This is a genomic window from Pseudacidovorax sp. NFM-22 (assembly GCF_021401245.1).
Taxonomy (GTDB): Bacteria; Pseudomonadota; Gammaproteobacteria; order Burkholderiales; family Burkholderiaceae_C; genus Xenophilus.
In genome coordinates, this window is record NZ_JACBFY010000002.1 from 296,765 (window position 1) to 323,699 (window position 26,935).

A 26,935-nucleotide genomic window follows, 5' to 3' on the forward strand; every position below is an offset into this window, starting at 1 on the left:
AGGGAAGCAAGAAACGGATCAGGCGGGCTGCGCGGTGCCGTCGGGCAAGGCGACCACAGGGGCAGGTACGGCCTCGGGCGGACGCTCGTTCTGCTGCAGCGACCACATGCGCGCGTACACGCCACCGCGCGCCAGCAGTTCGGCATGGGTGCCGCGCTCGACCACCTGGCCGGCGTCGAGCACCAGGATCTCGTGCGCGTCCACGACCGTCGAGAGCCGGTGCGCGATCACCAGTGTGGTCTTGCCGCGCGCGGCAGTGGCCAGCTCGGCCTGGATGGCGCGCTCGTTGGCGGAATCGAGCGCCGACGTGGCCTCGTCGAAGATCAGGATCGGCGGGTTCTTGAGCAGCGTGCGGGCGATGGCCACGCGCTGCTTCTCGCCACCCGAGAGCTTGAGGCCACGCTCGCCCACCGTGGTCTCGTAGCCCTTGGGCGTGGCGGCGATAAAGGCATGGATGCGCGCCGCGCGGGCCGCGGCCTCCACCTCGGCCTGGCTGGCATCGGGCCGGCCGTAGGCGATGTTGTAGCCGATGGTGTCGTTGAAGAGCACCGTGTCCTGCGGCACGATGCCGATGGCCGCGCGCAGGCTGTGCTGCGTCACCTCGCGGATGTCCTGACCGCCGATGCGGATGGCGCCGCCGCCGGTCCCCGCCGAGGCCGGATCCACGTCGTAGAAGCGGTACAGCAGCCGCGCCAGCGTGGACTTGCCCGCGCCCGAGGGGCCGACTACCGCCACCGTTTTGCCAGCCGGGATGGTGAAGCTCAGGCCGCGCAGGATGGGCCGCGCCGGCTCGTAGGCGAAGTGCACATCGTCGAACTGCACATCGCCCTCCGGATGGCGCAGCGGCCGGGCGCCGGGCGCATCGGCCACCTCGCGTTCGCGCTCCAGCAGGGCGAACATCTTCTCCAGGTCCACCAGGCTCTGCTTGATCTCGCGGTAGAGCACACCCAGGAAGTTGAGCGGGATGTACAGCTGGATCATGAAGGCGTTGACCATGACCAGGTCGCCCAGCGTCATGCGCCCGTCGACCACGCCCTGCGTGGCGCGCCACAGCATCGCCACCAGGCTGAGCGCGATCAGCATCTGCTGGCCGGTGTTGAGCAGCGACAGCGTGGTCTGGCTGCGCACGGCGGCGCGGCGGTAGCGCTCCAGCTGCTCGTCGTAGCGGCGGGCCTCGAAGCCCTCGTTGTTGAAGTACTTGACCGTCTCGTAGTTCAGCAGCGAATCCACGGCCCGGCTCTGCGCCTTGGCGCCCAGCTCGTTCATGCTGCGGCGGAACTGCGTGCGCCACTCGGTCACCCACACGGTGAAGCCGATGTACACCACCAGCGCGGAACCCGTGATGGCCACGAACCACCAGTCGAAGCGCACGCCCAGGATGCCGAGCACCAGCACCAGCTCGATCAGCGTGGGCACGATGCTGTAGAGCGAATAGGAGATGAGCGAATGCACCGCCTGGCTGCCGCGCTCGATGTCGCGCGTCATGCCGCCGGTCTGCCGCTCCAGGTGGAAGCGCAGCGACAGCCCGTGCAGGTGGCGGAACACCTCCAGCGAGATGCGCCGCGCCGCGCCCTCGGTGGCGCGGGCGAACACCAGCTCACGCAGCTCGGTGAAGAGCGAGGTGGAAAAGCGCAGCAGCCCGTAGCCCACCAGCAGCGCCGCCGGCACCACCAGCAGTGCACGCGGATCGCCGGGCTGCAGCGTCATCGCATCGACCAGGTGCTTGAGCAGCACCGGCACGCTCACGTTGGCCAGCTTGGCGCCCACCATGAACAGCAGGGCCGCGAGCACCCGCCACTTGTAGGCCCACAGGTAGGGGAACAGGCGCCGCAGCGTGGCGGCATCGCTGCGCGCGGGCGCAGGCGCGCCCGGCTCGGCGACGGGCGGCAGGGAGTGGGCAGGTCTCATGGGGGTTTGTGTCGCGACGGGCCGGCGGCCATGTCGCATGCGGGACAATCCGCGGCGTTGTTTTCCCGGATTGTCCAATGACCGCCCCGACCGCCGCCCCCGCCGTCCTCAAAAGCCTGCCCGCCGATATGGAGCTCGTGCTCAAGGTGATCCCGATGCCGGCCGACACCAATGGCAACGGCGACATCTTCGGCGGCTGGGTGATGGCCCAGGTCGACCTGGCCGGCTCGGTGATCCCGGCCCGTTATGCGCAGGGCCGCATGGCCACGGTGGCGGTCAACGAATTCATCTTCAAGCAGCCAGTGCGCGTGGGCGACCTGCTGTCCTTCTATGCCGCCGTCACCCGCGTGGGCCGCACCTCGGTCACGGTGAAAGTCGAGGTCTTCGCCGAGCGCATCCGCCAGCAGGGTGAGTACGTGAAGGTGACCGAGGCCTCGCTCACCTACGTGGCCATCGACGAGAACGGCCGGCCGCGGCCGGTGGTGACGCCCAAGGGCTGAGGGCCGTTGATCACGGCCCGGTCGCCATATGACAGACGGGCTCTGAGCACGCTGCGTCGCCGGCCAGGCCGGCGCGGCCTCAGACCTTGCTGAAATCCGGCCGACGCTTTTCCATGAAGGCCGTGAAGGCCTCGCGGGCGGCGGGCTCGCGCAGCATGCGGCCGAAGCTCGCGCCCTCCTCGTCCATGCGCTCGACCACGGCGGCGGACTGCGTCTTCTTGAGCAGGCGCTTGGTCTCGATCAGCGCCGACAGCGGCTTGGCAGCCAGCTTGCGGGCCTGCTGCTGGGCGTAGGCATTGCACTCCGTCGGCGGCAGCACGCGGTTGACCAGGCCCACTTCGAGCGCGGCCTCGGCCATGAAGGGTTCGCCCAGCAGCAGTGCCTCGGCCGCGCGGTGATAGCCGAACATCTGCGGCACCAGCAGGCTGGACGCCGCCTCCGGGCACAGGCCCAGGTTGACGAAAGGCATCGAGAAGGCCGCGTTGTCACCGGCATAGACCAGGTCGCAGTGGAAGAGCAGCGTGGTGCCGATGCCCACTGCCGGCCCGCACACGGCGGCGACCACCGGCTTGGGGAAGGCGGCGATGCCGCGCAGGAAGCGGAACACCGGCGAATCCTGCGTCGACGGCGGCTTGTTGAGGAAGTCGCCGATGTCGTTGCCGGCCGAGAAGATGGTCGCATCGCCCTGGATCAGCACGCAGCGCACGGCCGCGTCGTCGCGCGCGGCGTCGAGCGCATCGGCCAGCTCGGCATACATGCTGCTGGTGATGGAGTTCTTCTTGTCGACGCGGTTGAAGGTCAGGGTGGTCACACCCGCTTCGGTGTGGACGAGGATGTCGCTCATGGTGTTGGTGAGGTGAAGAGAAAAATCAACGGGGGATGAGGGCGTCGCGCACGAAGTCGAGCCGGTCCTGGCCCCAGAACATCTGGTCGCCGACGAACATCGTCGGCGCACCGAACACGCCACGCTCGACGGCCTCCTGCGTGGTGGCCTTGAGCTGGTCCTTGACGTCCTGGCGGCCCAGCAGCGTCATGAACTCGGCGGCATTGAAGCCGGCCGCGGTGAGCACCGCCGTCAGTTCGCCCGCATCGCCCAGGTTGCGCGGCTGCGCCCACATGGCCTCGAACACGGCCTGGGCATAGCCCTGGAAGCGCTCGGGCCGGTGCATCTGCATCGCCGTGGCGCCGCGCATCAGCGTCAGCGTGTTGATCGGGAAGTGCGGATTGTGCGCAAAGGGCAGGCCGGCGCGGCGGGCGAAGCGCTGCAGGTCCTCGCGCATGTAGCGGCCCTTGGCCGGGACCTCGGCCGGCGAGCGGTTGCCGGTGGCCTGGAACACGCCGCCCAACAGCATGGGCCGCCACACCAGCTCGGCGCCGGTGTCGGCGCACACGTGGGGCAGCTGCATCCAGGCGAGGTAGGCAGCGGGGCTGCCGAAGTCGAAGAAGCATTCGACGCGGGCGGGAGCGGTCATGGGAAGTCTCCAGTCGTTCTCGTGGGAAGGCCGCAATGATGCCGGGCCGGCCCGGATGCTGCGCGCGGTGCGCTCAGAAATTCTCGATCCAGGGCCGCAGGTCCAGCTCGTGGGTCCAGGCATCGCGCGGCTGGCGGTGCAGCATGACGTAGGCCGCGGCGATGTGCTCGGGGTTGAGGATGCCGTCCTCGGCCTTGCGCGCGTAGCGCTCGGGAAAGTTGCTGCGGATGAATTCGGTGTCGATGGCGCCGTCGATGATGGTGTGGGCGACATGGATGCCCTGCGGCCCCAGCTCGCGCGCCATGCTCTGGGCCAGCGCGCGCAACGCCATCTTGGCGCCCGAGAAGGCCGCGAAGTTGGCGCCCCCGCGCAACGAGGCCGTGGCGCCGGTGAACAGGATCGTGCCGCGCTGCCCGCCCGTCGGCAGCGGCCGGGCCACCATGCGCCTGGCCACTTCACGCGCATTGAGGAAGCCGGAGAAGCAGGCCATCTCCCAGACCTTGAAGTACTTGCGCGCCGTCTCGGTGAGGATGCTCTCGGGCACGTTGGCGCCGATGTTGAAGACCATCACCTCGATGGGACCGATGGTGGCTTCGATCTGCTCGACCAGGGCGACGACCTCCTCTTCCTTGCGGGCATCGCTGCCGAAGGCATGGGCCGTGCCGCCATCGGCCTGGATCTGCGCCACCAGCGGCGCCAGCTTATCGGCACTGCGGCGGGTGACGCAGGCGGCATAGCCTTCGCGCGCGAAGGCACGGGCGATGGCGCCGCCGGTGGCGTCACCGGCGCCGACGATCAGGGCTGCGGGTTGAGGCATGGGGGCTCCTGACGACGAAGGAACGCGCGGACGCGCTATTCCTTGTAGTAGACGATCTGATGGCTGGTGGCGAGCAGCAGCCCGGCCTCGCTCCAGAGCTGCGCGGTCTGGTCGAAGAAGCCGTTGCGGAACTGCTGGCCCGTGGCGCGCCCGAGCAGGTGGCCGTGGCCCACCTGCGCCAGCTCGGCCGCACTGCCGTGGAAATAGGTGCTGATGGACACCGTGCCCGCCGGCACCGGCCGCGCGCGCCGCAGCCACGCGCGCGGGTAGAACACATCGCTCATCGCCGCCAGCGCCGGAAAGTCCAGCGTGCGCGGCACTGCGTCGCGCACCCACACCAGCGTCTCGCTGTGGTCGCCGGCATCGTTCCACTCGCGCGGAATGCCGCCGCTGATGGGCCGCATGTCGTACTGGCCGACCCAGGCCACGCCCTTGGGGCCGGTGCCCATGCCCGCCACGTCGGCCGGGGCCGGCACCTTGGGCATGGAGACATCGGTGGTGCTCCAGGTCTGGCGCCGCAGTGCGGTGACGACGGTGGCGGTGGTGTTGAGCTGGGGCTTGCCGTCCTCGCCGGCCTGGCTGAGCGTGAGCGTCCAGTGCTGCGTGGAGCGGTTGGTGCGCACCGGCACCGCCTGCACCTGCAGCGCGCCTTCGGTCACGGCCGCGGCATAGTTGACCGTGAGCGCGATCGGCTCGCCCAGCCGCTCAGGGTGCTGCATCACGGCCTGCAGCAGCAGTGCCGCGGTCGTGCCGCCGAAGGGCCCGACCATGTTCCAGTAGTCGGGGCTCGTGGCCCCGGTGAAGAGCCCGGACTGGATGTCGCTGTGCGACAGCGCGAGGGCACGATCGAGCGGGTGGTCGTTCATGGCGGCAGTGTGCATAAAGCGACTTGGCGCGCGAGTCGTGTGCGGGACGCGCGCGCCTCCGTAGGAACCCGCAGCCCGTGGCGGGCAGCCGGCCTGGCGCCGGCCGGCTGCGGTGCCGATTCAGACGCGCTCGAAGATGCCTGCCGCGCCCTGCCCCATGCCCACGCACATGGTCACCATGCCGTACTTGAGCTGCTTGCGGCGCAGCGCATGCACGACGGTGGCCGCGCGGATGGCGCCGGTGGCGCCCAGCGGATGGCCCAGGGCGATGGCACCGCCCATCGGGTTGACCTTGGCCGCATCCAGGCCCAGCGTGTTGATCACGGCCAGCGACTGGGCCGCGAAGGCCTCGTTCAGCTCGAACCAGTCGATGTCGTCCTGCTTCAGGCCGGCATAGCGCAGCGCGGCCGGAATCGCCTCGATGGGGCCGATGCCCATGATGGCCGGCGGCACGCCCTTGCTGGCGAAGCTGACGAAGCGCGCCAGCGGCTGCAGGTCGTACTTCTGGCAGGCGGCTTCGCTGGCCAGGATCAGCGCGCCGGCGCCGTCGGAGGTCTGCGAGCTGTTGCCAGCGGTGACCGAGCCGCGGGCGGCGAACACGGTGCGCAGCTTGGCCAGGCCTTCCAGGCTGGTGTCGGGGCGCGGGCCCTCGTCCAGGCTGGCGGTGCGCGTCTTCGTGGTGGTCTCGCCAGTCACGGCGTCGAAGCCGCGGTCGGTCACCTCGATGGGCGTGATCTCGTCGGCGAACTCGCCGGCCTGCTGGGCGGCGACGGCGCGGCGGTGCGATTCGAGGGCGAAGGCATCCTGCGCCTCGCGGCTGACCTTCCACTGCTGCGCCACCTTCTCGGCCGTCAGGCCCATGCCGTAGGCGATGCCCACGTCACCGTCGCGCTCGAAGATGGACGGCGACAGCGAGGGCGCATTGCCCATCATCGGCACCATGCTCATGCTCTCGACGCCGGCGGCGATCATGACCTCGGCCTCGCCCACGCGGATGCGGTCGGCCGCCATCTGCACGGCCGACAGGCCGGAGGCGCAGAAGCGGTTGACGGTGATGCCGCCCACGCTGGTGGGCAGGCCCGCCAGCACGGCGCCGATGCGCGCCACGTTCAGGCCCTGCTGCGCCTCGGGAATGGCGCAGCCGCAGACGATGTCCTCGATGGTCTGCGGATCGAGGCGCGGCACCTGCGCCAGCGCTGCCTTGAGCGTGGTGGCCAGCAGGTCGTCCGGCCGGGTGTTGCGGAAGAAGCCGCGGTGCGACTTGCCGATGGGGGTGCGCGTGGCGGCGACGATGTAGGCGTCTTGAACTTGCTTGCTCATGGTCGTGGTCTCGTCGTTCAGTTGCGCACAGGCTTGCCAGTGGAGAGCATCCCCATGATCCGCTCCTGCGTCTTGGGATGCTGCACCAGCGCGCAGAAGGCTTCGCGCTCCAGGCGCATCAGGTATTCCTCGGTCACCAGGGTGCCGGGGTCCACGTCGCCGCCGGTCACCACGTGGGCGATCAGGCTGGCGATGTGGAAGTCGTGGGCGCTGATGAAGCCGCCGTCGCGCATGTTGACCAGCTGGCCCTTGATGGTGGCGGCGCCGCTGCGCCCGGCCACGCGGAAGGGCTTCTTCAGCGGCGGGCGCCAGCCGGCGTCGCTCATGGCCTTGACCTGGCCGACGGCCACGTGCAGCAGCTCGTCCTTGTGCGGAACGATCACGTCGCCCTCGACCAGGTAGCCCAGCTTCTTCGATTCCAGCGCGCTGGTGCCCACCTTGGCCATGGCCGCGGCGGTGAAGCCTTCGGTGAGGAAGGGCAGCAGGTCGGTGCCGGTGGAGGCGGCGGCGTTCTCGGCCGCGCGGCGGGCGATGTAGGTGAGGCCGCCAGCGCCGGGTACCAGGCCCACGCCGACTTCGACCAGGCCGATGTAGCTTTCCATCGCGGCCACGCGGCGGGCGCTGTGCACGGCCAGCTCGCAGCCGCCGCCCAGGGCCATGCCGCGCACGGCGGAGACCACCGGCACGTTGGCATAGCGGATGCGCAGCATCACGTCCTGCAGGGCCTGCTCGGCGCCCTCGATGGCGCCCACGCCGGCCACCACGAAGGCGGGCAGCATGGCCTGCAGGTCGGCACCGACGGAGAACTTGTCCGACGGCGACCAGATCACCAGGCCCTGGTACTCGCGCTCGGCCAGCGCCACGGCCTCGGCCAGCGCCTCGGCCACGTCGGGGCTGATGGCGTTCATCTTGGAATGGATGCTGGCGATCAGCACGCCTTCATAGCCCGGGCGGTCCAGCGTCCAGACGCGCACGTCGCCCTCGTCGCTGATCGTGGTGCCGGACTCTTCAGCGCGCTTGGCACCGCTGCCCAACACGCTCTCGGGGAAGAGCTGGCGCGCATGCACCGGCAGGCGGCGCTCGGGCACGAAGCGCTGCTCGGCGGCGCTCCAGGAGCCTTCGGACGTGTGCACGCCGCCGGCCGCGGCCACCGGACCGTCGAACACCCACTTCGGCAGCGGCGCCTTGGCCAGCGCCTTGCCGGCGTCGATGTCCTCCTGGATCCACTGCGCCACCTGCGACCAGCCGGCCTCCTGCCACAGCTCGAAGGGGCCCTGCTTCATGCCGAAGCCCCAGCGCATGGCCAGGTCCACATCGCGCGCGCTCTCGGCGATGTTGGCCAGGTGCAGCGCCGCGTAATGGAAGCCGTCGCGCAGGATGGCCCACAGGAACTGGCCCTGCGGCCCTTCGCTCTCGCGCAGCAGCTTGAGCCGCTGGCCGGCCGGCTTCTTGAGCATGCGGCCGTAGACCTCGTCGGCCTTCTGGCCGGCAGGCACGTAGTCGCCCGATTCGAGGTCGAAACGCAGGATGTCGCGGCCGGCCTTCTTGTAGAAGCCGCCCTTGGTCTTCTGGCCCAGGCGCCCCAGTTCGATCAGCCTGGCCAGCACCGGCGGTGTGGCGAAGTTGGGGTAGAACGGATCGGTGGCCTCGCTCAGGTTGTCCTGCAGCGTCTTGACGACGTGGGCCATGGTGTCCAAGCCCACCACGTCGGCGGTGCGGAAGGTGCCGGAGCTGGCACGGCCCAGGCGCTTGCCCGTGAGGTCGTCGACCACGTCGAAGGAGAGGCCGAACTTCTCGACCTCCTTCATCGTCGCCAGCATGCCGGCGATGCCGATGCGGTTGGCGATGAAGTTGGGCGTGTCCTTGGCGCGCACCACGCCTTTGCCGAGCGCGGTGACGGCGAAGGCTTCGAGGTCGTCCAGCACCTGCGCGTTGGTGGTGGGCGTGGGGATCAGCTCCACCAGCGTCATGTAGCGCGGCGGGTTGAAGAAGTGGATGCCGCAGAAGCGCGGACGGATGCTCTCGGGCACCGCCTCGGCCAGCTTGGTGATCGACAGGCCCGAGGTGTTGGACGCCAGGATGGCATGCGGCGCGACGTGGGGCGCGATCTTCTTGTACAGATCGAGCTTCCAGTCCATGCGCTCGGCGATGGCCTCGATCACCAGGTCGCATTCGCCCAGCAGGCCGAGGTGCTCCTCGTAATTGGCTGCCTGGATCAGCGCCGCGTCCTCGGCCACACCCAGGGGGGCGGGCTTGAGCTTCTTGAGGTTGTCGATGGCCTTGAGCACGATGCCGCTCTTGGGCCCTTCTTTCGCGGGCAGGTCGAACAGGATGACCGGCACGCGCACGTTGACGAGATGGGCCGCAATCTGCGCGCCCATCACGCCTGCGCCGAGGACGGCGACTTTCTTGACTTGGAATCTGGACATGGTGGTGGGTGTCTGGGACCGTTGGTGGATGTCTTGAACCGATGGCGCGCCGTGAACCGTCACGGGTGTCTTCAAACGTTGGATGCACCGCAAGCCGTTCGGGCTGAGCCTGTCGAAGCCGGGGCGCCGGGGCGGCCCTTCGACAGGCTCAGGGCGAACGGTCTGGGCGGTTCAGCACAGCGAGCGGCCAGGTGGGTTCAGGACGACGAACGGTCGGGGTGGTTCAGGAAGGGCAACCCAAAGTCGGGACATGGAAAGCGCGACGAGCGGCCTGAAGGTGAAACGGCTTGCGCCCTCACTGGGCGCGCTGCCAGGTCTGCGTCCGCCAGAACGGCCCCAGGTAGCCGCGCACTTCCAGCTTCTTGCCGCCATCGACCGGCGTGTAGCTGGCGCGGTATTCCTTGCCGTTCTCGGGGTCGAGGATCTTGCCGCCCTCCCACACCTCCTTGCCATCGGCCTTCTTGCCGCCGCGCACGATCTCCAGCCCCACGATGGGCTGGCCCTTGCGGTCGTCGGTGCACTGCTCGCAGGTGGAGGAACCGTCCTTCTTCAGCACCTTCTCGATGCGGCCCGAGAGCTGACCGCCGTTGTCGGTGATGCGGATCTCGGCCTTGGTCTCGCCCGTCTTGTCGTCGACGTTGCGCCACAGGCCCACGGGGCTTGTCTGCGCCAGCGCGGCGGCCGAGGCCAGCACCAGCGAGAGCGCGAGGGATGCACGAAGCAGCATGGAGGTCTCCGGTCGTGGTGGATGGGAGGGAGCGGCAGCGGCGATCAGGCCAGCGCGGCGTCGGTGTCCATCAGCGCCTTGCTGCCCGAACGCGCGGTGCGCATCAGCGTCGCGGTCTCGGGGAAGAGCTTGGCGAAGTAGAAGCGCGCGGTCTGCAGCTTGGCGGTGTAGAACGGGTCGGTGCTGCCCGCGGCGATCTGGCGCAGCGCCACCTGGGCCATGCGGGCGAACATGTAGGCGAACACCAGGTGGCCGGCCACGCGCAGGTAGTCGACGGCGGCGGCGCCCACCTCGTCGGGGTTCTGGAAGCCCTTGAAGCCGATCTCGGTGGTGAACTTGGTCATCTGGTCGCCCAGGTAGGCCAGCGGGTTGATGAACTCGGCCATCTTCTCGTTGACGCCTTCCTCTTCCACCAGCTGGCCGATCAGCTTGCCGAACTTCTTGAGCGTGGCGCCGTTGTTGCCCAGCACCTTGCGGCCCAGCAGGTCCAGCGACTGCACGGTGTTCGTGCCCTCGTAGATCATGTTGATGCGGTTGTCCCGCACGAACTGCTCCATGCCCCATTCCTTGATGAAGCCATGGCCGCCGAAGACCTGCATGCAGGCATTGGTGCTGATGTGGCCGTTGTCGGTGATGAAGGCCTTGACGATGGGCGTGAGCAGCGCGACCAGCTCTTCGCTGTTCTTGCGCACCTTCTCGTCGGGATGGTGGTGCGCCTTGTCCAGCAGCAGCGTGCAGAAGATCTGCAGCGCGCGGCCGCCTTCGGCATAGGCCTTGGCCGTCAGCAGCATCTTGCGCACATCGGGGTGCACGACGATCGGATCGGCGTCCTTGTCCTTGGCCTTGACGCCCGACAGCGAGCGCATCTGGATGCGGTCCTTGGCATAGGCCAGCGCATTCTGGAAGGCCACTTCGGTCAGGCCCAGCGACTGGTTGCCCACGCCCAGGCGGGCGGCGTTCATCATCACGAACATGGCGGCCAGGCCCTTGTTGGGCTCCCCGACCAGGCTGCCCACGGCGCCGTCGAGCGCGATCTGCGCGGTGGCGTTGCCGTGGATGCCCATCTTGTGTTCCAGGCCCGTGCAGAAGATCGGGTTGCGCTCGCCCAGACTGCCGTCGGCATTCACCTTGAACTTGGGCACCACGAACAGGCTGATGCCCTTGCTGCCCTTGGGCGCGTCGGGCAGGCGGGCCAGCACCAGATGCACGATGTTCTCGGCCATGTCGTGCTCGCCGGCCGAGATGAAAATCTTGTTGCCGGTCAGCCGGTAGCTGCCATCGGCCTGCGGCTCGGCCTTGGTGCGCAGCAGGCCCAGGTCGGTGCCGCAGTGGGGCTCGGTCAGGCACATGGTGCCGGTCCATTCGCCGCTCACCAGCTTGGGCAGGTAGGTCTTCTTCTGCGCGTCGGTGCCGTGGGCCACCAGCGCCTCGTAGGCACCATGCGACAGGCCGGGATACATGGTCCAGGCCTGGTTGGCGCTGTTGAGCATCTCGTACACGCACTGGTTGACCGTGTGCGGCAGGCCTTGGCCGCCGAACTGCGGGTCGCACGACAGCGCGGGCCAGCCGCCTTCGACGTACTGCGCGTAGGCGTCCTTGAAACCCTTGGGCGTGGTCACGGCGTGGGTCTTCACGTCCAGCGTGCAGCCCTCGGTGTCGCCGCCGATGTTCAGCGGAAAGGCGACCTCCGCGGCGAACTTGCCGGCTTCTTCCAGCACGGCATTGATGGTGTCCGCGTCGGTCTCGGCATGGGCCGGCATGGCCTTGAACTCGTCGGCGACGTTGAACACTTCATGCAGCACGAATTGCATGTCGCGCAGCGGGGGGGTGTAGGTGGGCATGCGAGGCGTCTCCTGCTCGGGAAGAAGGTTGAAGAAGAAGGAAGGGAAGAAAAGAAACGGGTGCCGGTCAGCGCACGGTGCGCAGCTTGCGCGTCGGTGCGGGTGGCGCGGCCGGCGGCGCATCGGGCGTGGCGCTGCGGGCGAGGATGTTGTCGAAGCCGGTGTTGGCGCGGTCGACCGAGCCGTCGACGCGCAGGAAGCGCGCCTCGTAGTGCAGTGCCAGGATCAGGCCGTGGATCTCGAAGGCGATCTGCCGGGCGTCGGCCTCGGTCTGCAGATGGCCTTCTTCCTGCGACTGGCGCACGGCCCGCAGCACGGCGGCCTGCCAGATGCTGACCGACTCGACCAGCGCGTCGCGCACCGGGCCCGGGCGATCGTCGAATTCGGAAGCGCCGCTGATGTAGATGCAGCCCGAGTCGATCTCGGTCGTGGTGCGCTTCATCCAGTTGGCGAACATGGCCCGCAGCCGCGGCAGGCCCCGCGGCTGGGTGAGCGCCGGATAGAACACTTCCTGCTCGAAGCGGTGGTGGTATTCACGGACCACCGAGATCTGCAGTTCCTCGCGCGAGCCGAAATGGGCGAAGACGCCCGACTTGCTCATCTGCGTGAGTTCGGCCACCGCGCCGATCGACAGGCCCTCCAGCCCCACCTGGGCGGCCAGGTTCAGGGCGGCATCGACGATGGCGGCCTTGGTCTGCTGGCCTTTGGGCGCAGCACGCGGAGACTTGGCGGGGGCGGTGGAGGACATGGGACGGCCGGCGAATAAAACGAACGGTCGTGCATTTTTATGTCCAGTCGCCGATGCGTCAAGGGGAAGCGCCCTCGCCAGCGGGGTCGTCAGCGGATGCTTCGCAGTTCGAGCAACTCGTCGATCTGGAAGGCGTTTCCCGCGATGCCGCCATGGGTCTTGACATCGAGACGTACCACGCGGCCCAGATCAGGGGCGTACCAGACCTCCGCACGGTACGGTCCAAAGTAATTGCCAGGCACTGCGCCCCCGGTGGGGTAGCGCTCAGTGAATCCCCGGTACTGGATGCGCACCACGTTCATTTCGCGGCCGGCGACGGTCTGCCGGGACTCGCCCAGCACCGTGGCGTTCAGGTCCATGTTCACGCGGATGGCCGTGAGGGTCGAGCTGTAGCGCACCCGCCAGTTGGGTTGCTGCGCGTAGTCGGGCCGCACCCAGCCGCCCGGGGGCATCACCAGGTCGAACTCGCCGGCCACTGCGCTGCGCACCTCGATGCCGCCACCGTCCGGCTTCTCGACCCAGCCCCCGTTGTTGAAGCTCAGGCCGCCGTCGGCACCAGCGTCCGGGTCGAGGCGGTAGACGGCAGATCGCCGCAGCCCGGTGAGCCGGTCGAGCAACTGGTATTCGATGAGCGTCGGCGTGCCCATACGGGGACCGGCGCTCGCCAGCGTGGCCTGGCCGCGGGCGGGCAGCTCGGGGATCCAGGCCGCAGGAATGGCCAGCGGCGGTGCCGCCGCATCGGCGCTGGCGGCGCCCACCACACCCGCCAGCCGGCCTTGCGCATCGAAGAGGCCAGCGCCCACCAGCGCGGGCTCCAGCGCCGCGCCCAGTTGCAGGGCCTCCACCTCGCCGGCTGCACTGCGGCGGATGCCGGCCAGCATGCCGACGCCCAGCGTCAGTTCCCGGCCGCGCGGCGCGCCGATCACATACAGCGGCGCGCCCACGCCCATCGTCTCGACGGCGCGGATGGGCAGCACGGGCGATGGCAGCTGGGGCACGCGCAACTGGCACAGGCCGCGCTCCACGTCGGGGTACGCCAGGGTCGCGCCATAGCGGACATTGCCGCGCAGCAGATTCACGGTGCGCGCCTTGGCCAGCAATGCGCAAGGCGTCACGGCAGCGTCCGGGCCGATGGCGATCGCGTGGCCCTGAGCCAGCAACTGGCCCTGCGCGTCGCCGGTCTGCAGCACCCAGACCTGGGGCGAGCGCTGGGCGAACAGGGCTTCGAGCGACAGCACGGCGTCGGCCGGCACGGCCGGCTGCGCGTGGATGGCCGCCGCGCCCAGCAGGCCCAGGCCCGCGAGCGCGCGGCGCAGCAGAGGAAAGAGACGGGAGGTCATCGGCCGGTGGGCAGCAGCTGCTTCAATTCGTCGAGCCGGGTACCGGCAAAGGGCGTGGCGCCGTCGTTGGCGGGCGCGCGCGGCGCGGCAGGCGGGCGCTCGGTGCGCGCGGGCGGGGCGGCAGGGGCCGGCGGCAATGCCACGATCATGGCCGGCGCGGGAACGGCCGGTGCATCGGTCGCCGAAGAAGCCTTGGCGAACTGCGTCTCGCCGATCTTCAGCCCGAGTTCGGGCTGGTCCGCCGTCTGGTTGCCCCGGTCGAAGGTGCGCACCTCGCCGAACACCAGGCGCACCCAGCTCGGATAGTTGAAGCCGGCGCCGGTGCTCGAATCGATGGCCACGCCAATCAGGCCGCCGATCATCACGTTGCCCACCATGCCCGCGTTGACGCGCGAAATGACCTGCCCCGACGCGGGAGGCTGGCCGTCGTGCTGGCACTGGATGGTGAGGTTGCCCGCCGACCGGCGCACTTCGGCGGTCTGGCCGGAGCGCACGGCCGTCTCGCTCCTGTCGTTGGACAGGCGGCAGTCGGCGTCCTTGACCGCTTCGCCCGCGGCCGTGTGGGTGTCGATGCGCACCGACTGGTGGGCCCCATGGGTGACCGATGCACAACCCGTGGCGAGGCACAAGGCCCCGGCCGACGCCGCCATGGACGCGACGCGAACGATGGTGTTCAAACCCTGCTCCTTGCACCCGCGGCCGGCCTTGCGCCCGTGGGGCGCCAAGCGGGCCGCGGCCCTCGTGCACTGCTCTCTTCTCGTTTCCGCTCCCACCCGGGGGCGGCCCTCGCGGCGCAGTTTAAAGGGGCGTTGCCGCCCCGCCAGCCTGGGTCAGCGCTTGAACGCGACCACGGGCTGCACCTGCTCGCCCAGGCCTTCGATGCCCAGCGTCATGGTGTCGCCCGCGCGCAGGAAGCGCTGCGGCTTCATGCCCATGCCCACGCCAGGCGGCGTGCCGGTGGCGATCACGTCGCCGGGCATCAGCGTCATGAACTGGCTGACGTAGCTGATGATCTTGGCCACGCCGAAGACCATGGTGCGGGTGCTGCCGGTCTGCATGCGCTCGCCGTTCACGTCCAGCCACAGCGACAGGCGCTGCGGGTTGGGCACCTCGTCGCGCGTGACCAGCCAGGGGCCGATGGGGCCGAAGGTGTCGCAGCCCTTGCCCTTGTCCCAGGTGCCGCCGCGCTCGGTCTGGTACTCGCGCTCGCTGACGTCGTTGACCACGCAGTAGCCGGCCACATGGTCCAGCGCTTCCTTCTGCGACACGTAGCGGGCCTGGCGGCCGATGACCACGCCCAGCTCCACCTCCCAGTCGGTCTTGACCGAGCCCTTGGGCAGCATCACCGGATCGTTGGCGCCCTGGATGCAGGTGGTGGCCTTGAGGAAGATGATCGGTTCCTTGGGCACCGGCATGCCGGCCTCGGCGGCATGGTCGGCGTAGTTCAGGCCGATGGCCACCAGCTTGCCCACCTGCGACACCGGGCAACCCAGGCGCGGCTTGCCGCGCACCAGCGGCAGCGTGTCGGTCTTGAGGCGCCGCAGCTTGGCGACGACCTTGTCGTCGAGCTGAGCGGCACCCAGGTCGGGAATGACGGCGCTCAGGTCGCGCAGACGGCCTTCGGCATCGATGAGTCCGGGCTTTTCCTTGCCGGGGTTGCCGTAGCGGACGAGCTTCATGGGAAATCCTTTTCTTACTTGCGTGTGACGTGAACGAAAGCGCCCGCCCGGCCGTTGGGACGGCGGCGGGCGGGCGCATTCTTCCACGCGCCTGCCAGCAGGGCCGGCAGGCGCGAAGGGCGGCGGCGATCAGGCGGCCACGTCGAAGCGGTCCAGGTTCATCACCTTGGTCCAGGCAGCGACGAAGTCGCGCACGAACTTCTGTTGACCGTCGGCGCTGCCGTAGACCTCGGCGATGGCGCGCAGCTGGGCATGCGAGCCGAACACCAGGTCGGCGCGGGTGCCCGTCCAGCGCACGGCGCCGGTCTTGCGGTCGCGGCCTTCGTACAGGTCCTTGGCGGGCGAGGTGGCCTTCCATTCGGTGGCCATGTCCAGCAGGTTGACGAAGAAGTCGTTGCTGAGCGTGCCCACGCGGTCGGTGAAGATACCGTGCTGGCTGCCGTTGGTGTTGGCGCCCAGCACGCGCAGGCCACCCACCAGCGCCGTCATCTCGGGCGCGGTCAGCGTCAGCAGTTGGGCCTTGTCGACCAGCAGCGCCTCGGCCGGCACGGCCGAGGCCGTCTTGATGTAGTTGCGGAAGCCGTCGGCGAAGGGCTCCATCACGGCGAAGCCTTCGACGTCGGTCTGTTCCTGGCTGGCATCGGTGCGGCCCGGGGTGAAAGGCACGGTCACGCCCTGGCCCGCGGCCTTCTCGATGGCGGCGCCGCCGGCCAGCACGATCAGGTCGGCGAGCGACACCTTCTTGCCGTCCTTCTGCGCGCCGTTGAACTCGGCCTGGATGCCTTCCAGCGTCTTGAGCACCTGGGCCAGTTGCTCGGGCTGGTTGACGGCCCAGTCCTTCTGCGGCGCCAGGCGGATGCGCGCGCCGTTGGCACCGCCGCGCTTGTCGCCGCCGCGGAAGGTGGAAGCCGAGGCCCAGGCGGTGGCCACCAGTTGCGACACCGTCAGGCCCGAGGCCAGCACCTTGGCCTTGAGGGTGGCGACGTCCTGCTCGCCGATGACCGGATGGTCAACGGCGGGCAGCGGGTCCTGCCAGACGAATTCCTCGGCCGGCACGTCCTTGCCCAGGTAGCGGGCGCGCGGACCCATGTCGCGGTGGGTCAGCTTGAACCAGGCGCGGGCAAAGGCATCGGCGAACTGGTCGGGGTTGGCCAGGAAGCGGCGCGAGATCGCCTCATAGGCCGGGTCGAAGCGCAGCGCCAGGTCGGACGTGAGCATCGTCGGCCGCAGCTTCTTGCCGGCATCGAAGGCATGCGGGATGCTCGGCTCGGCATTCTTGGCGACCCACTGGTGGGCGCCGGCCGGGCTCTTGGTCAGCTCCCACTCGTGGCCGAACAGGAACTCGAAGTAGTCGTTGCTCCACTGCGTGGGCGTGCGCGTCCAGGTGACTTCCAGGCCGCTGGTGATGGCGTCGGCGCCCTTGCCGGAGCCATGCTTGTTGTGCCAGCCGAAGCCTTGCGATGCCAGGTCTTCCGCCTCGGGCTCGGCACCCACGTTGTCGGCCGGCGCGGCGCCGTGGGTCTTGCCGAAGGTATGGCCGCCGGCGATCAGGGCCACGGTCTCTTCGTCGTCCATGCCCATACGGCCGAAGGTGTCGCGGATGTCGCGGGCCGAGGCCACGGGGTCGGGCTTGCCGTCCGGGCCTTCGGGGTTCACGTAGATCAGGCCCATCTGCACGGCAGCGAGCGGGTTCTCCAGGTCGCGGCTCTCGGGCGCCTTGCTGTCGTCGTCCTTGACCAGCACGCCGCGGCCTTCGACGCCGGGCGAGCCCTGCGAATAGCGGACGTCGCCGCCCAGCCACTTGGTCTCGCGGCCCCAGTACACGTCCTGGTCGGGTTCCCAGGTGTCGGCCCGGCCGCCGCCGAAGCCCAGGGTCTTGAAGCCCATGGATTCGAGCGCGACGTTGCCCGTGAGGATCATCAGGTCGGCCCAGGAGATCTTGTTGCCGTACTTCTGCTTGATGGGCCACAGCAGGCGGCGGGCCTTGTCGAGGCTGACGTTGTCGGGCCAGCTGTTGAGCGGCGCAAAGCGCTGCTGGCCCCGGCCGCCACCCCCACGGCCATCGGCAGTGCGGTAGGTACCGGCGCTGTGCCAGGCCATGCGCACGAACAGGCCGCCATAGTGGCCGAAATCGGCCGGCCACCAGTCCTGCGAATCGGTCATGAGCGCGGTGAGGTCGCGCTTGACGGCATCGAGGTCCAGGCTCTTGAAGGCCTCGGCGTAGTCGAAGTCCTCGCCCATCGGGTTCGACTTGGCCGAATGCTGGTGCAGCATGTCCAGCCGCAGCTGCTGGGGCCACCAGTCACGGTTGGTGGTGCCGCTGCTGGCGGCCTGGTGGAAGGGGCATTTGCTCTGCGAGCTCTCGTGGGCCATGGGCGCTCCTTGTGCGTTGTCGGGACTTGGGGTGAGGGAAACGGTGCCGTGGATTCTCTGCAGAAGGCCCACGCGGGGCGAGCCAACAACGCCTATCCCGGCCATAGGCGACGGAGGTCGAGCGGCCGTCATGAGCCCTACGGACGCCGCATGCGACCGGATTAGCCCCCAGGCACCGCGGGGGCTTGCGCAGCACGGGACGCTACCGACTCAGTGGCCGATGGACGCCGGCAGTCCCGACAGCAACAGCGCGATGCAACCGTCGAGCTGCTCCGACGGCAGGCGCCGGAAGCCCGAGCGGCTGTAGCGCTGCAGCCGGCCCATCGCGAAGGCCGCCAGGGCGGCGGCGCGCACCTGGGCGTCGACGGTGGGCGTGGCCGAGCCGCCGGCCAGGGCGTCCTCGCGCAGCAGTTGCCGCCACTGCGCTTCGAGCTTGTCGAAGAAGAGGTTCATGCGCTGCTGCAGCCGCTCGTGTTCGAAGACGAGGGCATCGCCGGTCATCACCCGTGCCATGCCGGGGTTCTTCTCGGCGAATTGCACCAGCATGTGCATGAGCTGCGCGGCCTGCTCGGCCGGCGGTCGATCGCGCTCGGCGATCTGCTGCACGAGGGAGAAGACGCTCTGCTCGATGAAATCGATCAGCCCCTCGAACATCTGCGCCTTGCTGGCGAAGTGCCGGTACAGGGCCGCCTCGCTCACCGACAGCCGTGCGGCCAGCGCCGCCGTGGTGATGCGCTCGGCCCCGGGCTGCTCCAGCATGGCCGCCAGGGCCTGCAGGATCTGCACGCGGCGCTCGCCCGGCCGTGGCCGCTTGCGCGCCGGCGGGGCGGCCGGGCTGGCGGCCGGCTCCGACATGGCTTCCGAACCCAGCGGCTCCTCGTTCTCCATCGCTGCGCTGCCCCAGTTCTTGTAAAGCGCCGATTCTGCCGTCGGCGGTATGGGCCCGGCGCCAGGCCAGGCCCGGAGCCTCAGCGGGCGCGGATCATCGTGCCGAAGGCCTGCTCGGTCAGGATCTCCAGCAGCATGGCGTGCGGCACGCGGCCATCGATGATGTGCACCGCGTTGACGCCGCTCTTGGCGGCATCGAGCGCTCCCTCGATCTTGGGCAGCATGCCGCCCGAGATCGTGCCGTCGGCAAAGAGATCGTCGATCTCGCGGGCGCTCAGGTCGGTGAGCAGCTTGCCGGTCTTGTCGAGCACGCCGGGCGTGTTGGTCAGCAGCACCAGCTTCTCGGCCTTGAGCACCGTGGCCAGCTTGCCGGCCACCACGTCGGCGTTGATGTTGTAGCTCTCGTTGTCCTCGCCGAAGCCGATGGGGCTGATGACGGGGATGAAGGCGTCGTCCTGCAGGGCCTGCACCACGCCCGGGTCGATGGAGACGATGTCGCCCACCTGGCCCACGTCGTGGAAGAGGCTGGGGTCGTGGCGGTCGGCCATCTTGAGCTTCTGCGCGCGGATGAGCCCGCCGTCGCGGCCGGTGAGGCCCACGGCCTTGCCGCCGGCCTGGTTGATCAGGCCCACGATGTCCTGCTGAACCTCGCCGGCCAGCACCCATTCGACGACTTCCATGGTTTCGGCGTCGGTCACGCGCATGCCCTGGATGAACTGGCCCGTCTTGCCCAGGCGCTTGAGGGCCGCCTCGATCTGCGGACCGCCGCCGTGCACCACCACCGGATTGATGCCCACCAGCTTGAGCAGCACCACGTCCTCGGCGAAGTCGGCCTGCAGGGCCGGATCGGTCATGGCATTGCCGCCGTACTTGATGACCATGGTCTTGCCATGGAACTTGCGGATGTAGGGCAGCGCCTGGGCCAGGATCTCGGCCTTGTCGCGCGGGGGGATGTTCAGGACGGGGTCGGTCATGGCTGGCCTCGTGACATGAAGAAGGAAAATGAAAAGACGGCGGCGCCGGCTACGGCCTGAGCCAGCGCGGCACCTTGAAGCGCACGATCATCAGGTAGGCCGCCACGTAGGTGACGGCGAACAGCAGGCAGAAGAAGGCCAGCATCAGCGTGTTGTTCCAGAACAGCACGGCCGGCACCACCGACATGGCGGCGAACATCCACAGGTAGGGCGAGGTGCGGTTGTTGCGGGCCAGCAGCTGGCGCGCCTCGTTGTCCTCGAAGGCCACGCGCACGATGCGGCGGAAGATGAGCTGGTGGAAATGCAGCGCGTCCGCCGTGCCCGGCGACTGGCCGCGGGCGGCCTTGCGGTAGATGGAGAACAGCGTCTCCCACACCGGGTAGATCAGCAGCAGCACGGGGAACCAGGGCGAGACCGCCGAGTGGCGCTGCACCAGCAGCACGCACGACAGCCCCAGCACCATGCCCCAGACATAGGCCCCGCCGTCGCCGGCGAAGATCTTGCCGCGCGGGTAGTTCCACAGCAGGAAGCCCATGGTCGCGCCCACCAGGCAGACCACCATGCCGGCCAGTTGCCGGTCGCCGAGCTGCAGCGCCACGTGGGTGATGGCCAGGCCCACCAGCACCGCCACCGTGCCTGCCAGGCCGTTGTAGCCGTCGATGATGTTGAAGGCATGCGGCAGGCCCGCCAGCCCCAGCACGGCGATGAGCGCCCCCACCCACGGCGTGGCCTGCAGCCAGCCATCGAGGCCGGGAATGCCCAGGCGGTGCACGCCGATGCCCAGCAGCCAGCACAGCAGCACGCCCGACACCGTCGTCAGCGCCAGCCGGATGCGCACCGGCACACGCTGGGTCACGTCCTCGGTGATGCCGCCCAGCACCGCCGGCAGGATGCAGGCGAAGGTGAGCAGCGCCGTTCCGAACGGCCAATTGAGGTTGAACGGGTCGTTGCCCGTGATGCCCGAAGCGACCCAGGCCGCGCCGGTACCCACCAGGATGCCGGCGCCCCCCAGGCGCGGAATGTGGCCCTTGTGGAAGCGTTGCGGCATGTCGGCGGCATAGCGCCGCGCATGGCGCCGCGCCCGGCGCATGAGCACGAGCACGGTGAAGGCGGAAACAAGGAAGCTGATGACGATCAGGGCAATCATGGCGGGGGAGCGGGACGCGCCAGGCGCGAGGCCACGGGGCAGCCTCCTAGAATCCCGTGCGAAATTAGACCATGCCTGAGCTGACAGACCGCCCGCCGCTGACCATCTCCATCGTGAGCCACGGACAGCAGGCGCTGATCCTGCCGCTGCTGCATCAGCTCGCCCGCTTCTGCGGCCCGCTGATCCATCGCGTGGTGCTCACGGTCAACATTCCCGAGCCCGACCTGCTGGGCGACGCGCCGCCCGGCCTGCCGCTGCTGCGGCTGGACAACCCGGCCCCGATGGGCTTCGGCGCCAACAACAACCAGGCCTTCGGCCACTGCCAGACCCCGTGGTTCCTGGTGCTGAACCCGGACATCCGGCTGGACCATGACGTGCTCTCGCCGCTGCTGGCCCAGGCCGCGGCCGGCGCCGGGCTGCTGGCGCCGCGCATCCTGGAGCCCGGCAAGGCGGCGCCGGAGCAGCACCGCGCGCTCCTCACGCCGACCGAGATCCTCCAGCGCCGCAAGCCCGGTTACGGCATCCCGGCCGTGCCCGACTGGATCCCGGGCCTGTTCATGCTCTTCCGCAGCGAGGCCTACCGCCAGATCGGCGGCTTCGACGAGCGCTTCTTCATGTATGGCGAGGATTTCGACATCTGCGCCCGCCTGCGCCTGGCCGGCTGGCGCATCCAGATCGCCGAGGAGCAACAGGCCCGGCACGAGGCCCAGCGCGCCAGCCGCACCCGCCTGCGGCACCTGTGGTGGCATGTGAGCAGCCTGATGAAGGTGTGGGGCTCGGGCGCCTTCTGGCGCTATCGGCGGCTGCTGGCGCGCGAGGCTGCGCAGGCGTCGTGGCCCCGGTGATCCGGCCGCGCCAGCGCCGACCGCGCGGCGCCCGCGCTGCCGCGAGTCGGGCGAGGTCAGCCGCGCTCCATCAGATCCTGGAGGATGGCCGGCAGGCCGCGGTCGAAGCGGGCGTAACGGCCTCGTGCCGCCTGCAGGGCCACGGGCAGCACACGGGCTGGACGCCAGCGCGGCAGTCCCGCCCGAAAGCGGAAGTGGTCCAGCTTGCCCTGTGCCAGTGCCAGCGTCTCTCCGGCCACCCGCGGGCCCAGCCCCTGCAGGAAGGCCAGCAAGGCCTCGGACCGCCGCACGCGATGGGCGTACTTGTCGCCCCGTTCGCCGAGCGCCTTGTCGATCTTCTGCCGCAGCGTCATGCGCTGGGCGCCGATCTGGTTGTTGCCGTGCTGGCGATAGTCCATCAACGGTTCGGCCAGGAGGTCGATGCGGCCGATGGCGGCGCCCACGGTGGCCAGCCATTCATCGTGCACCCACAGCGGCGAGATGGGCAAGGCAGTGTCGAGCAGCTTCCGGCGCAGCATGGTGGTGGCGCCGGTCACCAGGTTACGGTGCATCAGGGCCGCAAAGGCCCGGCCGGCCGCGATGTCGGCCAGTTCGCCCGGGCGGGTCTCCAGCGCCTGCAGCAGGGTCTGGCCCAGGGGCTTGAGCTCGCCATCCACCAGCCGCGCATCGGAATGCAGCAGCAGCAGTTCGGGCCGGCGCTCGAACTCGGCCACCATGCGTCGCAGCCGCCCTGCGTGCCATACATCGTCCTGGTCGCACAGGGCGATCAGCGCGCCGCGGCATGCCCGGATGGCCTGCTCGAAATTGCGGGTCACGCCCAGCGGCGGGCGGTTGCGCATGATGGTGAGCGGGATGCGCGCGGCAAGTCCGTGCTCGGCCAGGGTGCGCTCGACCACGGCGACGCTGTCGTCGGACGAGTCGTCGTCGGAGAGCACGATCTCGCGCGGCAGCAGGTCCTGCGTGCAGATGCTGGCCACCTGCGCGGGCAGGTAGCGCGCGCCATTGCGGGTGCACAGGGCCACGGAGACATCGGCCTGCGCGACGGATGCCGCGGGCCACGCCGGAGCGGCGGCTGACGGAATCGGCACGGCCTCGGTCATGCGTCCGTGCGGCGGGGCGGCCACGCGAGGCTGAAGTCCTCGAGCAGCAGCGTGAGGTTGGGGCTGTAGGCCGGGTCATGGTCGATCAGCGCACCCCAGCGCTGCTGCATGAAGGCCAACTCGCGCTCGAAGCGCTCGCGCTTCTCCGGCGCCACGTCTTCGCCCCGGGTGGCCGATTCGTGATGCAGCAGCTCCGCATAGGGCGTCCACACGTTGCGGTAGCCCGCCTCGCGCAGGCGCAGGCAGAAGTCCACATCGTTGAAGGCCACGCTCAGGTTCACTTCGTCCAGCCCCCCCACCTGCGTGTAGAGCGACTTGCGCACCACCAGGCAGGCGGCCGTCACGGCGCTGAAGGACTGGATCAGCGCCGCCCGCCCCGCATAGCCGTTCAGGCCGCGCGGCAGCGCCTTGTGCGCATGCACGGCGCAGCCGCCCGGCCCCAGGATCACGCCGCCGTGCTGCAGCGTCATGTCGGGGTACCACAGCCGCGCGCCCACGGCGCCCACGCCCGGCTGCATCGCCAGGCTCACCATCTCGGACAGCCAGCCGGGCGACATCACCTCGATGTCGTTGTTGACCAGCGCCACCAGCTCGCCGCGGGCCATCGCCACCGCCTGGTTGTTCAGCGCCGAGTAGTTGAAGGGCCGGTCGTCGCGCAGCACGCGGAGGTGGGGCTGCTGCGCCAGCCGCTCGAAGTACGCCAGCGCGGCCGGATCGTCAGAGCCGTTGTCCACCAGGATGATTTCCCAGTTCGGGTACTCGGTGCGCTTCTGGATCGACTCGATGCACTGGCGCACCAGCGCGAGCGCATTGCGCGTCGGGATGATCAGCGACACCAGCGGCGGCGGGCTGGGCAGCGCATAGCGCACGCGGTAGCCGTAGCCGAGGTACTCGGCCTTGGCCTGGATGCCCAGGCGCTGGAAGTGCTCGTCCAGCGCCCGCTCGCCCGCTACGGCCGCATAGGGCTTGGCATCCATGGACTTGGCCGTGCTCTGCACATGGATGCGCCAGTGGTAGAGCACCCGCGGGATGTGCACGATCTGCGAGGGCGCGATGCGCTCGACGCAGCGCAGCACCAGGTCCCAGTCCTGCGAGCCTTCCAGGCCCTGGCGGAAGCCCCCGACCTCGCGCACCAGCGCCGTGCGCAGCACGCCCAGGTGGCTGAACATGTTGTGCGAGCGGAAGAGGTCGAGGTTCCAGTCGGGCTTGAAGTACGGGTCGGAGCGGTGGCCCTGGTCGTCGACCTTGTCCTCGTCGGAGTAGACGAGCTGGGCCTGCGGATGGGCGCGCACGCATTCGGCCACGCGCAGCAGCGCGTCCTCGGGCAGCAGGTCGTCGTGGTCCATCAGGGCGATCCACTCGCCCTGCACCAGTTCCAGCGCGCTGTTGGAGGCGGCGGAGATGTGGCCGTTCTTCGGCCGGAAGACGACCTGGATGCGCGGGTCGCTGGCCTGGCAGGCTTCGAGCACCTGCCGCACCTCGGGCGCGGGCGAGGCGTCGTCGGCGATGCACAGCTGCCAGCGGCCGTAGAGCTGGGCCTGCACCGAGGCGATGGCCGCGCGCAGGAACTGCGGGTCGGGGTTGTAGCAGGGCATCAGCACCGAGATCAGCGGGCCGTCGGCCAGCGCTGCGGCACGGGCACGCAGGGCCTCGCGCTGCTCGGGCGTGATCGTGTCGTGCTCACGCGCCCAGCGGCCGTAATCGTTGCCGGGCCGCAGCTTGCGGCGGAACTCCCAGTCCACCCCCCGCCAGCCGGCCTTGCGCCAGACACGCCAGGCCTGCGGCAGCCGGGTGGCGAGCCGCGGCCCCTGCGTCACGGCCAGGCGGGCGAGCCGCCACCATCGATTCGTCAATTCAGGCTCCTGAAGGCGTCATGCCAGGGATTCACCGGCTGGCCGGCGCCAGCAGCGCCGTGTCGAGGAAGGTCGCCGCTTCGCGCACATAGGCGGCGCGCAGGTGCGTCGCGTCCTTGTAGACCGGATCGCCCTTCCCGTCCGCGCGCACGCATTGGCCGTCCGGACGGCACAGGCCGGCCATCGGATCCAGCGGGATCGCGCCGTTGACCAGTGCCAGTTGCCGCAGCCGCTCGTGCAGCGCCGCCTGCGAGGGCGGCAAGGGCGCCATGGGCGTGACGGGCGCGGCGGTCATCCGCTCCAGGCGGTTGCCGGTGAGGCGGCTGCGCGGCTCGAAGTCGGCGCCCACGGGGATGTTGAGCAGCAGGTAGGGCGTCTTGCCCATCGCCCGGATCTCGGCCAGCAGGCGGCCGAGCGCGGCGATGGACTGGTCCACGCCATCGCCGCCCCGCAGCATGTGGCGCTGGCCCTGGGCGTCGCGGTAGTAGTAATGGTCGGGCGGCGGCGGGGCGCTGGCGGCCGGCGGGGCCTGGTCCACGTCGAAATAGCAGCCCCAGCAGCCGCCGATCACCACGGCCTTGACGGCGGGCGTGCGGGCCAGGTCGAGCGCGGCGGACAGCCGCTCCCCGCAGATCGGGTCGCGGTCCTCGATGAGGTTGGGAATCGGCGGGCAGGCGCCGCGCGTCGCGAAGAGCAGGGTCGACACCTCGTCGGGCTTGCGCTCGGCCAGCGCCAGGGCACGGGCACGGTACTGCTCCACGTGGCTGTCGCCGATCAGCAGGACCTCGCGCGGGCCGCCGTCGATGCGCTCGAAGCCCTGGCCCTCGAAGGTGAAGGGCTTGAGCGCCTCCGGGTACACCCAGTCGGCCCCGGCATTCATGATGGCCTGGATGCTCGGATCGTCGTTGCGCGGCAGCAGCCAACGCAACTGCGCCGCCGCGCCCACCAGCGCGAGCACCACCATGGCTCCGGCCAGGCCCGCGACCACGCTGCGGCCACCCCGCCGCAGCGGACGCTCCACGAAGCGGAAGGTCAGCCAGGCCAGCAGCACCGACACGCCCAGGGCACCGAAGCGCAGCACCCGCGGCGGATCGAGAAAGCCTTCCTGCAGCACGCGCGCATAGGCCAGCAGCGGCCAGTGCCACAGGTACAGCGGGTAGCTGATCAGGCCGAACCAGACGAAGAGCCGCGCACCGAGCAGCCGACGATTGAACCAGGCCTGCGGCCCCGCCGCGATGCACAGGCAGGCGCCCAGCACCGGCAGCACGGCCCAGAAGCCCGGGAAGGCCTTGTACCGGTCGAGCAGGCCCAGGGCCGCCACGATGCAGGCGAGCCCGGCCGCCCCCATGAACTGGTGCCCGGGCAGCGGCGCGGCGCCGGGGCCCCGGCGCCAGGCGACCCAGGCCAGCATCGCGCCCGCGCCCAGCTCCCACACGCGCGTGAACGGCATGTAGAAGGCGGCATCCGGATGGCGCACCACCAGCCCCACGTTGAGCAGGAAGGACAGGCCCACCGCCACGCCCATCCACCGCAGCAGGTGCTGGCGCTTCCAGGCCAGCGTCAGCAGCAGCGGCCAGAAGATGTAGAACTGCTCCTCCACCGCCAGCGACCACAGGTGCAGCAGCGGCTTGGTCTCGACCACGGTGTCGAAGTAGCCGGCCTCGCCCCACAGCACCAGGTTGGCCACGAAGCCCGCGCTGGCCAGCACGTGCTTGCCGAGTTGCCGGAACTCGTCCGCCAGCAGCACCCACCAGCCGAAGGCCAGCGTGGCGATCAGCACCAGCACCAGGCCCGGGAAGATGCGGCGGATGCGCCGGGCATAGAACTCGGCATAGCTGAACCCGCCGCCGGCCAGGCTGCCGAACATGATGGTGGAGATCAGGAAGCCCGAGATGACGAAGAAGATGTCCACGCCCACGAAGCCGCCGGGCAGCCAGCGCGGCGAAGCGTGGAAGATGATGACCGACAGCACCGCGATCGCGCGCAGTCCGTCGATGTCGGGGCGATAGGCCGGGTGGGAGAGTGAAGGCGCGGTGGCGGGGCTGGGCGGCATGCGGTGCGGCCGGGTGGCGCAGGGCCACACTGTGCTGAACAGGACCGCGGATTAT

General features: G+C 69.7%; 22 protein-coding genes. 2 read left to right on the forward strand and 20 right to left on the reverse strand.

Translation table 11 applies throughout. From position 1 onward, the window contains the following. Nucleotides 1–18 precede the first annotated feature (18 nt). Entirely contained in the window at nt 19–1,908 is a 1,890-nt protein-coding gene (locus tag L0984_RS07100; protein WP_234193043.1) for an ABCB family ABC transporter ATP-binding protein/permease, read from the reverse strand. Nucleotides 1,909–1,985: 77 nt separating this feature from the next. Here L0984_RS07100 and L0984_RS07105 point away from each other — a divergent pair, with 77 nt between their 5' ends. Continuing rightward, nucleotides 1,986–2,408 carry an acyl-CoA thioesterase gene (locus L0984_RS07105; RefSeq protein ID WP_234193044.1) on the forward strand — a complete coding sequence of 141 codons (423 nt, stop codon included), beginning with the start codon at nt 1,986–1,988 and terminating at the stop codon, nt 2,406–2,408. A 79-nt stretch (nt 2,409–2,487) separates the two neighbouring features. On the opposite strand, the gene L0984_RS07110 is transcribed toward L0984_RS07105, so the two are convergent. The 16 genes from L0984_RS07110 to L0984_RS07185 form a co-directional block, all read right to left on the reverse strand. Beyond that, nucleotides 2,488–3,252: an enoyl-CoA hydratase gene (locus L0984_RS07110; RefSeq protein WP_234193045.1), complete on the reverse strand. Its 765-nt coding sequence runs from the start codon at nt 3,250–3,252 to the stop codon at nt 2,488–2,490. 25 nt (nt 3,253–3,277) lie between these two features. Then, nucleotides 3,278–3,880 carry a 2-hydroxychromene-2-carboxylate isomerase gene (locus L0984_RS07115; RefSeq protein WP_234193046.1) on the reverse strand — a complete coding sequence of 201 codons (603 nt, stop codon included), beginning with the start codon at nt 3,878–3,880 and terminating at the stop codon, nt 3,278–3,280. A gap of 73 nt (nt 3,881–3,953) precedes the next feature. Beyond that, on the reverse strand, nt 3,954–4,697 hold the full coding sequence (locus L0984_RS07120) for an SDR family oxidoreductase (protein WP_234193047.1): 744 nt from the start codon (nt 4,695–4,697) through the stop codon (nt 3,954–3,956). Between the two features lie 35 nt (nt 4,698–4,732). Then, nucleotides 4,733–5,563, reverse strand: coding sequence for an acyl-CoA thioesterase (locus tag L0984_RS07125; RefSeq protein WP_234193048.1), 831 nt, complete (start codon nt 5,561–5,563; stop codon nt 4,733–4,735). A 120-nt stretch (nt 5,564–5,683) separates the two neighbouring features. Next, nucleotides 5,684–6,883: an acetyl-CoA C-acyltransferase gene (locus L0984_RS07130; protein WP_234193049.1), complete on the reverse strand. Its 1,200-nt coding sequence runs from the start codon at nt 6,881–6,883 to the stop codon at nt 5,684–5,686. Nucleotides 6,884–6,900: 17 nt separating this feature from the next. Next, complete coding sequence (locus tag L0984_RS07135; RefSeq protein WP_234193050.1) at nt 6,901–9,312, reverse strand: 3-hydroxyacyl-CoA dehydrogenase/enoyl-CoA hydratase family protein; 2,412 nt, start codon at nt 9,310–9,312, stop codon at nt 6,901–6,903. A 295-nt stretch (nt 9,313–9,607) separates the two neighbouring features. Continuing rightward, nucleotides 9,608–10,039, reverse strand: coding sequence for a DUF2147 domain-containing protein (locus L0984_RS07140; RefSeq protein ID WP_234193051.1), 432 nt, complete (start codon nt 10,037–10,039; stop codon nt 9,608–9,610). A 44-nt stretch (nt 10,040–10,083) separates the two neighbouring features. Next, nucleotides 10,084–11,880, reverse strand: a complete 1,797-nt coding sequence (locus L0984_RS07145; RefSeq protein ID WP_234193052.1) for an acyl-CoA dehydrogenase C-terminal domain-containing protein — start codon at nt 11,878–11,880, stop codon at nt 10,084–10,086. A gap of 67 nt (nt 11,881–11,947) precedes the next feature. Continuing rightward, complete coding sequence (locus tag L0984_RS07150) at nt 11,948–12,628, reverse strand: TetR/AcrR family transcriptional regulator (RefSeq protein WP_234193053.1); 681 nt, start codon at nt 12,626–12,628, stop codon at nt 11,948–11,950. Between the two features lie 89 nt (nt 12,629–12,717). Then, nucleotides 12,718–13,968 (reverse strand): S1 family peptidase, encoded by a 1,251-nt coding sequence (locus L0984_RS07155; RefSeq protein WP_234193054.1) that lies wholly within the window; start codon nt 13,966–13,968, stop codon nt 12,718–12,720. Then, complete coding sequence (locus L0984_RS07160; RefSeq protein WP_234193055.1) at nt 13,965–14,645, reverse strand: hypothetical protein; 681 nt, start codon at nt 14,643–14,645, stop codon at nt 13,965–13,967. The genes L0984_RS07155 and L0984_RS07160 overlap by 4 nt, the downstream gene beginning before the upstream one ends. A 153-nt stretch (nt 14,646–14,798) precedes the next feature. Then, complete coding sequence (locus L0984_RS07165) at nt 14,799–15,647, reverse strand: fumarylacetoacetate hydrolase family protein (RefSeq protein ID WP_234193056.1); 849 nt, start codon at nt 15,645–15,647, stop codon at nt 14,799–14,801. Nucleotides 15,648–15,776: 129 nt separating this feature from the next. Beyond that, entirely contained in the window at nt 15,777–18,020 is a 2,244-nt protein-coding gene (katG, locus tag L0984_RS07170) for a catalase/peroxidase HPI (protein WP_234193057.1), read from the reverse strand. Nucleotides 18,021–18,230: 210 nt separating this feature from the next. Next, nucleotides 18,231–18,908, reverse strand: coding sequence for a nucleoid occlusion factor SlmA (gene slmA / locus L0984_RS07175; RefSeq protein ID WP_234193058.1), 678 nt, complete (start codon nt 18,906–18,908; stop codon nt 18,231–18,233). 80 nt (nt 18,909–18,988) lie between these two features. Further along, nucleotides 18,989–19,882, reverse strand: a complete 894-nt coding sequence (argB, locus tag L0984_RS07180; RefSeq protein WP_234193059.1) for an acetylglutamate kinase — start codon at nt 19,880–19,882, stop codon at nt 18,989–18,991. Between the two features lie 49 nt (nt 19,883–19,931). Beyond that, on the reverse strand, nt 19,932–21,029 hold the full coding sequence (locus L0984_RS07185) for an MraY family glycosyltransferase (RefSeq protein WP_234193060.1): 1,098 nt from the start codon (nt 21,027–21,029) through the stop codon (nt 19,932–19,934). Between the two features lie 71 nt (nt 21,030–21,100). Between L0984_RS07185 and L0984_RS07190 the strand changes: the two genes are divergently transcribed. Continuing rightward, nucleotides 21,101–21,874 (forward strand): glycosyltransferase family 2 protein, encoded by a 774-nt coding sequence (locus L0984_RS07190; protein WP_234193061.1) that lies wholly within the window; start codon nt 21,101–21,103, stop codon nt 21,872–21,874. 56 nt (nt 21,875–21,930) lie between these two features. Here L0984_RS07190 and L0984_RS07195 read toward each other — a convergent pair whose 3' ends face one another. The 3 genes from L0984_RS07195 to L0984_RS07205 all read right to left on the reverse strand — a co-directional run bounded on the left by L0984_RS07195 (nt 21,931) and on the right by L0984_RS07205 (nt 26,880). After that, nucleotides 21,931–22,998, reverse strand: coding sequence for a glycosyltransferase (locus L0984_RS07195; RefSeq protein WP_234193062.1), 1,068 nt, complete (start codon nt 22,996–22,998; stop codon nt 21,931–21,933). After that, the gene (locus L0984_RS07200; protein ID WP_234193712.1) at nt 22,971–24,569 is read right to left on the reverse strand and encodes a glycosyltransferase family 2 protein; all 1,599 of its coding nucleotides are present in this window, start codon (nt 24,567–24,569) and stop codon (nt 22,971–22,973) included. The genes L0984_RS07195 and L0984_RS07200 overlap by 28 nt, the downstream gene beginning before the upstream one ends. A 289-nt stretch (nt 24,570–24,858) precedes the next feature. After that, the gene (locus L0984_RS07205) at nt 24,859–26,880 is read right to left on the reverse strand and encodes an acyltransferase family protein (RefSeq protein ID WP_234193063.1); all 2,022 of its coding nucleotides are present in this window, start codon (nt 26,878–26,880) and stop codon (nt 24,859–24,861) included. Between the last annotated feature and the right edge of the window lie 55 nt (nt 26,881–26,935).

Bases quoted from the DNA above. Each gene is read 5' to 3' on its own strand.
- L0984_RS07100 (WP_234193043.1), bottom strand. From the start codon at position 1,908: ATGAGACCTGCCCACTCCCTGCCGCCCGTCGCCGAGCCGGGCGCGCCT.
- L0984_RS07105 (WP_234193044.1), top strand. From the start codon at position 1,986: ATGACCGCCCCGACCGCCGCCCCCGCCGTCCTCAAAAGCCTGCCCGCC.
- L0984_RS07150 (WP_234193053.1), bottom strand. From the start codon at position 12,628: ATGTCCTCCACCGCCCCCGCCAAGTCTCCGCGTGCTGCGCCCAAAGGC.
- L0984_RS07155 (WP_234193054.1), bottom strand. From the start codon at position 13,968: ATGACCTCCCGTCTCTTTCCTCTGCTGCGCCGCGCGCTCGCGGGCCTG.
- L0984_RS07190 (WP_234193061.1), top strand. From the start codon at position 21,101: ATGCCTGAGCTGACAGACCGCCCGCCGCTGACCATCTCCATCGTGAGC.
- argB (WP_234193059.1), bottom strand. From the start codon at position 19,882: ATGACCGACCCCGTCCTGAACATCCCCCCGCGCGACAAGGCCGAGATC.
- L0984_RS07135 (WP_234193050.1), bottom strand. From the start codon at position 9,312: ATGTCCAGATTCCAAGTCAAGAAAGTCGCCGTCCTCGGCGCAGGCGTG.
- slmA (WP_234193058.1), bottom strand. From the start codon at position 18,908: ATGGAGAACGAGGAGCCGCTGGGTTCGGAAGCCATGTCGGAGCCGGCC.
- L0984_RS07165 (WP_234193056.1), bottom strand. From the start codon at position 15,647: ATGAAGCTCGTCCGCTACGGCAACCCCGGCAAGGAAAAGCCCGGACTC.
- L0984_RS07145 (WP_234193052.1), bottom strand. From the start codon at position 11,880: ATGCCCACCTACACCCCCCCGCTGCGCGACATGCAATTCGTGCTGCAT.
- L0984_RS07185 (WP_234193060.1), bottom strand. From the start codon at position 21,029: ATGATTGCCCTGATCGTCATCAGCTTCCTTGTTTCCGCCTTCACCGTG.
- L0984_RS07115 (WP_234193046.1), bottom strand. From the start codon at position 3,880: ATGACCGCTCCCGCCCGCGTCGAATGCTTCTTCGACTTCGGCAGCCCC.
- L0984_RS07130 (WP_234193049.1), bottom strand. From the start codon at position 6,883: ATGAGCAAGCAAGTTCAAGACGCCTACATCGTCGCCGCCACGCGCACC.
- L0984_RS07125 (WP_234193048.1), bottom strand. From the start codon at position 5,563: ATGAACGACCACCCGCTCGATCGTGCCCTCGCGCTGTCGCACAGCGAC.
- L0984_RS07140 (WP_234193051.1), bottom strand. From the start codon at position 10,039: ATGCTGCTTCGTGCATCCCTCGCGCTCTCGCTGGTGCTGGCCTCGGCC.
- L0984_RS07200 (WP_234193712.1), bottom strand. From the start codon at position 24,569: ATGCCCTGCTACAACCCCGACCCGCAGTTCCTGCGCGCGGCCATCGCC.
- L0984_RS07110 (WP_234193045.1), bottom strand. From the start codon at position 3,252: ATGAGCGACATCCTCGTCCACACCGAAGCGGGTGTGACCACCCTGACC.
- L0984_RS07205 (WP_234193063.1), bottom strand. From the start codon at position 26,880: ATGCCGCCCAGCCCCGCCACCGCGCCTTCACTCTCCCACCCGGCCTAT.
- katG (WP_234193057.1), bottom strand. From the start codon at position 18,020: ATGGCCCACGAGAGCTCGCAGAGCAAATGCCCCTTCCACCAGGCCGCC.
- L0984_RS07120 (WP_234193047.1), bottom strand. From the start codon at position 4,697: ATGCCTCAACCCGCAGCCCTGATCGTCGGCGCCGGTGACGCCACCGGC.